The organism is Streptomyces sp. URMC 126, from assembly GCF_051386555.1.
Taxonomy (GTDB): Bacteria; Actinomycetota; Actinomycetes; order Streptomycetales; family Streptomycetaceae; genus Streptomyces.
The window spans coordinates 1-4,232 of sequence record NZ_JBPQTX010000456.1 but is presented as its reverse complement, the minus strand read 5'-3'; the positions used below and the strand labels follow the sequence as shown (position 1 = coordinate 4,232).

Genomic DNA, 4,232 nt, shown 5'->3' with positions numbered 1-4,232 from the left:
GAGGGAGGAGGGAGGGAGCGCGGGCAGGGCCGGGGGGACGTACCCCGCCCGCGCTGTTGCGCGGAGCCTGCGGCATGGGGGGAACTGCGGCTTCCGCGCGGCCGATGACCAGTCGGCTCACTCCCTACAGCGCCACGGCCCCGGAAAGCGTCACACCCGGCGGGCCGATGCGGGAGTTGCCGGCCGCGTGCCCGCCGTTCCGGTCTCGCGGGTTGATCACCCTGGACACCGTGGGAGGGGTGGGGCTGCGGTCGGCGGCCGTGGGCGCGGGGAGGGCGGCTGCCACCGCCGTTGTCACAGGGGCCTGTCCGCCCTCGCCCGGCGGGCGCGGGTTCCTTCCTCGCGGCCGAGACCGCCTGACGACCGCCGCATCCGTTGCCCCCGGTCGTCACCGGCTTCCGGCAGCGTCCTCGTCCTCGCTTACGCCGGTCTCGTCTTCGTCGCTTCCCTCCTGGTCGTCCTCGTCGTCATCGTCTTCCTCAGCGTCGTCGCTCCCGTCGTCGCCGTCGCCGCCGGGTCCGTCGTCGGAGACATGGTCGTGGTCCTGGACGAGGCGGGTGCAGTAGGCGCGGACGCCGGATGGGCCGCCGGCCTGGTGTTCGAGGGCGCGCACGGTGTCCTCGTCCGCCTGCTCGCGCCACTTCCCCCGGGTGAGGTAGTCGCGGCACAGGCCGACGGCCTGTTCGAGGTCTCCGCCGGGGTCCCCTCGGTAGGGGGACGCCGTCTCCTCGCCCCGGTCGTCGCCCCCGCCGGGCCGGGCCTGGGAGCTTTCGTCAGCCCGGGGAGTGCCACGGCCGGAGGGCGGGGCGGTGACGGAGGGCGGGAGGGTGCGGGCTCCCGGGCCCTTGCCGTAGCGCTCGCCCTCGGGTCGGTCGTCGGCCGGACCGTCGGAGGCGGAGCCTAAAGGGCGCGGGCGGGCGGAGGGCGGGGCGTCCTCGGCGCCGGTGCTCGCCCGGTCGTCCACCGCGGCCGGGTTCCGGTGCGCGGCGGTGAACGGGGTGGGCATGGCGATGACGCCGGAGAGCACGGCGATGCCGCTCAGCGCGCATGCCGCCAACGCCGCGACGAGTACGGTCCGTGCGGGGCGGCGGCGAGGCAGGGAGCGGGGCGCCGGACGGCCGGTACCCCCTGCCCGCCCGGCTCTGCCGACACGGCCGCCCCGGCCTTTTCGACCGTATGAGCGTGGCTCCCTGCCGTGGAGATGGGCGGCGACAGAATCGGCCGCCACGGAATCGGCCGGCGTGGCGGTGGTGGTGACCGCGTCCGGCGAGAAGGGAGTGTTCCGCGGTGCCGCCGGCTCGGTCGCGTGGCCGGGCTGTTCGTCGGGTGCGCCGTGTCGGGCGGCGAGGAAGGCGGCGACGGCGGCGTCCTCGCCCGGAAGCGGACGGCCCTGCGCCGGAGCGGGTACGGCCAAGGCGCGCAGCGCGGCCACGGCGGCGTCCGTCCGTCCGGGGTGGGGAGCCGGTATGGGGGAGGCGTCGGAGTCGCAGGCGGCGCAGGAGGCGAGCGCCGTGCCGTCCAACCGGTCGTCGTGCTCCAACCAGTCGTGCTCGTGGTCGTCCGCCATCACATGTCCTTCTGCGTCCGCGCGCCCAATCGCGTCACACCGCGGGAAGGATCCGGCCCGGTGGATGATCTGCGCTGTCCGGGGATGCTGTCCGGCCCTGGTTCTCCGTTCACCCCGGCCCCTCCGGTCGTGTCCGTTCCGTTCATCAGCTGGGCGAGTCTGCGCAGTCCGCGGTGCGCGGCCGTGCGGAGGGCGCCGGGCCGTTTGCCCAGCACCTCCGCGGCGGTGGTGGCGTCGAGGCCGACGACCACGCGCAGGACGACGGCTTCCGCCTGGTCCCGTGGCAGCCGGGCGACCAGCGCCAGGGTCCGTTCGGTGCCCAGGGCCTCCAACGCCTCCTCCGCGGTGTCCGCTTTCCCGGCACGGCCGGCGAGTTCGCTGTCGTCGCCGCCGATCACGGGCCGCCGGCCGCGCGCCCGTATGTGGTCGAGGGCGCGGTTGCGGGCGATGCGGGCGGCCCACCCGCGGAAGCGGTCGCCGTCCCCGGTGAACCGGCCGATGTCGCGGGCGATTTGGAGCCACGCCTCTGAGGTCACGTCCTCGGCGTCGGTGTCGCCGACGAGCGTGCGCACGTACCCGAGCAGGCGGGGGTGGACGGACCGGTAGACCGCGCGGAAGGCCGTCTCGTCCCCGCCCTGCGCCGCGCGTACCGCGACGGTCAGCTCAGCGTCATCCCCCTGCACACCCACATCCTGCATCACCGGCAGAACTCACGAATCAGTAATGCGTGGGTCCGCCGTCGGGCTCGCCGTTGTTGTACGGATTCGGTACGGAGCCGCCCGCGCCGGGCGGAGGGCCGTACGGGGAACCGTTCGGCGCGCCGTACACCGGCCCGTACGAAGGACCGTACGGGCCGGCCGCCATTCCGGGCAACGGGCTCGACGGGCCTTGCCCCGGAGGCGGGTACGGGCCGTAGGGCCCGGCGGCCGGATACGGGCCGGGCGGCGTCCCGTAGGCCGGGTAGGCCCCGTACGGCCCGGGCCCGGGCACGGGCTGCGCGTACGGCCATGGAGCCGCGTACGGCCCGGCGGGCGGGGCGTACCCGGGGACGGGGTGTACGGCGCCGGGCGAGGCGGGATCGTCGAACGACAGCGCCTCCAGCGCCCGTTCCTCCTGCATGCGTGTCAACTGCCGTACCACCAGCAGCGCCAGGGCACCGGCGACGGCGCAGATCAGGTATCCGAAAGCGCTCGCCCCGGCGAGGGTCCGCAGGTTCCGGACGTCGTCCTCCCAGGCGTCGTACCGTTCCAGCCGGAAGTCGCGGCGCATCTTCGCCTCGGTCAGCGCGTAGCCGAAGGCGCTCGCCGCGGCGAGGGCGCCGGCCACGATGCCGCTGACCCACCAGGAGTTGAGCAGTCCCTTGGGCGCGCTTCGCGCCCCGGTGGGGGCGGACGCGCGGTAGATGTCGTTGGCGATCTGCTTGGGGAACCACAGGTTGACCACCGGGGTGAACCAGGCGCCCGCCGCCCAACCGCTGCCGAAGCGGTGCGAACCGGGCGCCAGCACCTCGGCGTTGAGCCGCACGCGGCGGAACCAGACCGCCCAGAGGCCGGCCGTGCCGAGGCCCAGCACGGTGGTCACCAGGGAGACGGAGGCGAAGAACGTGTCCGCCTCGTTCGCCCGGTCCGCCGTCGCGTCGCTGAGTACGACGCCTTCCGCCAGCACGTCGCCGAGCGCGCCGCGTTGACGGAACCGGGCGGCGGCGAGCAGCAACAGGCCGAGCAGAGCCAGGGTCAGGACGGTCGTGAGCGAGATCCGCACGCCGCGGCGCAGGTCGATCGCGCCGAGCGGCCCGGGCCCCGAATCGGAAGGCACAGAACCGGGAGGCACGGGCCCGGAAGGCAGAGGGCCGGACTCCGGATGCCCCGAAGGCGCGGGCCCGGACGCGACGGCCCCGTCCGGCACCACCGCGGCTGGAGGGGCTCCGTACGGCGGGCCACCCGCGGGCGCGCTCACCGCCGCCCCGGCCGACGCGGCGGCCGTCGCGGGCGCGGCCGGGGCAGGTGGCGGCGCCGAGGGCATCGGGGGCGGCGAGGACGGCATGGGTGGCACCGGCTGCGGGGAGGGCGGAGGCGACGCGTGGGACGGACCGGACCACCCGCTCGGTGTCGGTGCCGTTACCCCCTCAGGCTGCCGCATCCCCTCGGGCTGCCGCATCCCCTCAGGCTGCCGCTGTTCGGCGCCGCAGGCCGCACAGCGGCCGTCCGGCCCCACGGCGGCGGCGCGGCATCGACCGCACGGATACATCTCTTCGGTCCCCCCACGGAACGCCGGAACGGCACCAAAACGGCACCGGTTGATCGACTGCTCGTCGGCGCCGGCCCGCGGGCGGGGCGGCGGCTCGCCGGCCGTCGCGTGCGCACCGGGCGACGCGGCCCGCACGTTACGGGCAACGGACCGTTTCCGTCCAGAAGAGACCGGACGGGAGCGGCCGACCGGTGGGAACCGGCCAGAAGCCGCCACTCGGAAGGACCCGCCCTGCCCCTCCGGCCCCAGCCCCGGGGGCCGGAGGGGCGTGTCGTCCACGCGCGCTGTGACGGAATCCGGCCGTTCGGCGCTGAGGGAAGTGTGGGCCTCGCCAAGGTCCGCAGCGGACGGCGGCCGCGGCTTCTCCTGTGGGGGGTAGGGGCCCGGCCGTCTCCGCGCCCCGGGCCACCCCCGCACC

Annotated in this window: 3 protein-coding genes; all 3 read right to left on the bottom strand. The window is 75.7% G+C overall.

All coding sequences use genetic code 11. From position 1 onward, the window contains the following. Positions 1-388: 388 nt before the first annotated feature. From ACSNOK_RS31215 to ACSNOK_RS31205, 3 genes are read right to left on the bottom strand one after another with little or no spacing between them, the layout of a single operon-like run. On the bottom strand, positions 389-1,567 hold the full coding sequence (locus ACSNOK_RS31215; protein WP_436784161.1) for a hypothetical protein: 1,179 nt from the start codon (positions 1,565-1,567) through the stop codon (positions 389-391). After that, positions 1,567-2,250 carry an RNA polymerase sigma factor gene (locus ACSNOK_RS31210; RefSeq protein WP_436784160.1) on the bottom strand — a complete coding sequence of 228 codons (684 nt, stop codon included), beginning with the start codon at positions 2,248-2,250 and terminating at the stop codon, positions 1,567-1,569. The genes ACSNOK_RS31215 and ACSNOK_RS31210 overlap by 1 nt, the downstream gene beginning before the upstream one ends. A gap of 34 nt (positions 2,251-2,284) precedes the next feature. Continuing rightward, on the bottom strand, positions 2,285-3,382 hold the full coding sequence (locus ACSNOK_RS31205; RefSeq protein ID WP_436784159.1) for a DUF4328 domain-containing protein: 1,098 nt from the start codon (positions 3,380-3,382) through the stop codon (positions 2,285-2,287). Positions 3,383-4,232: the final 850 nt, after the last annotated feature.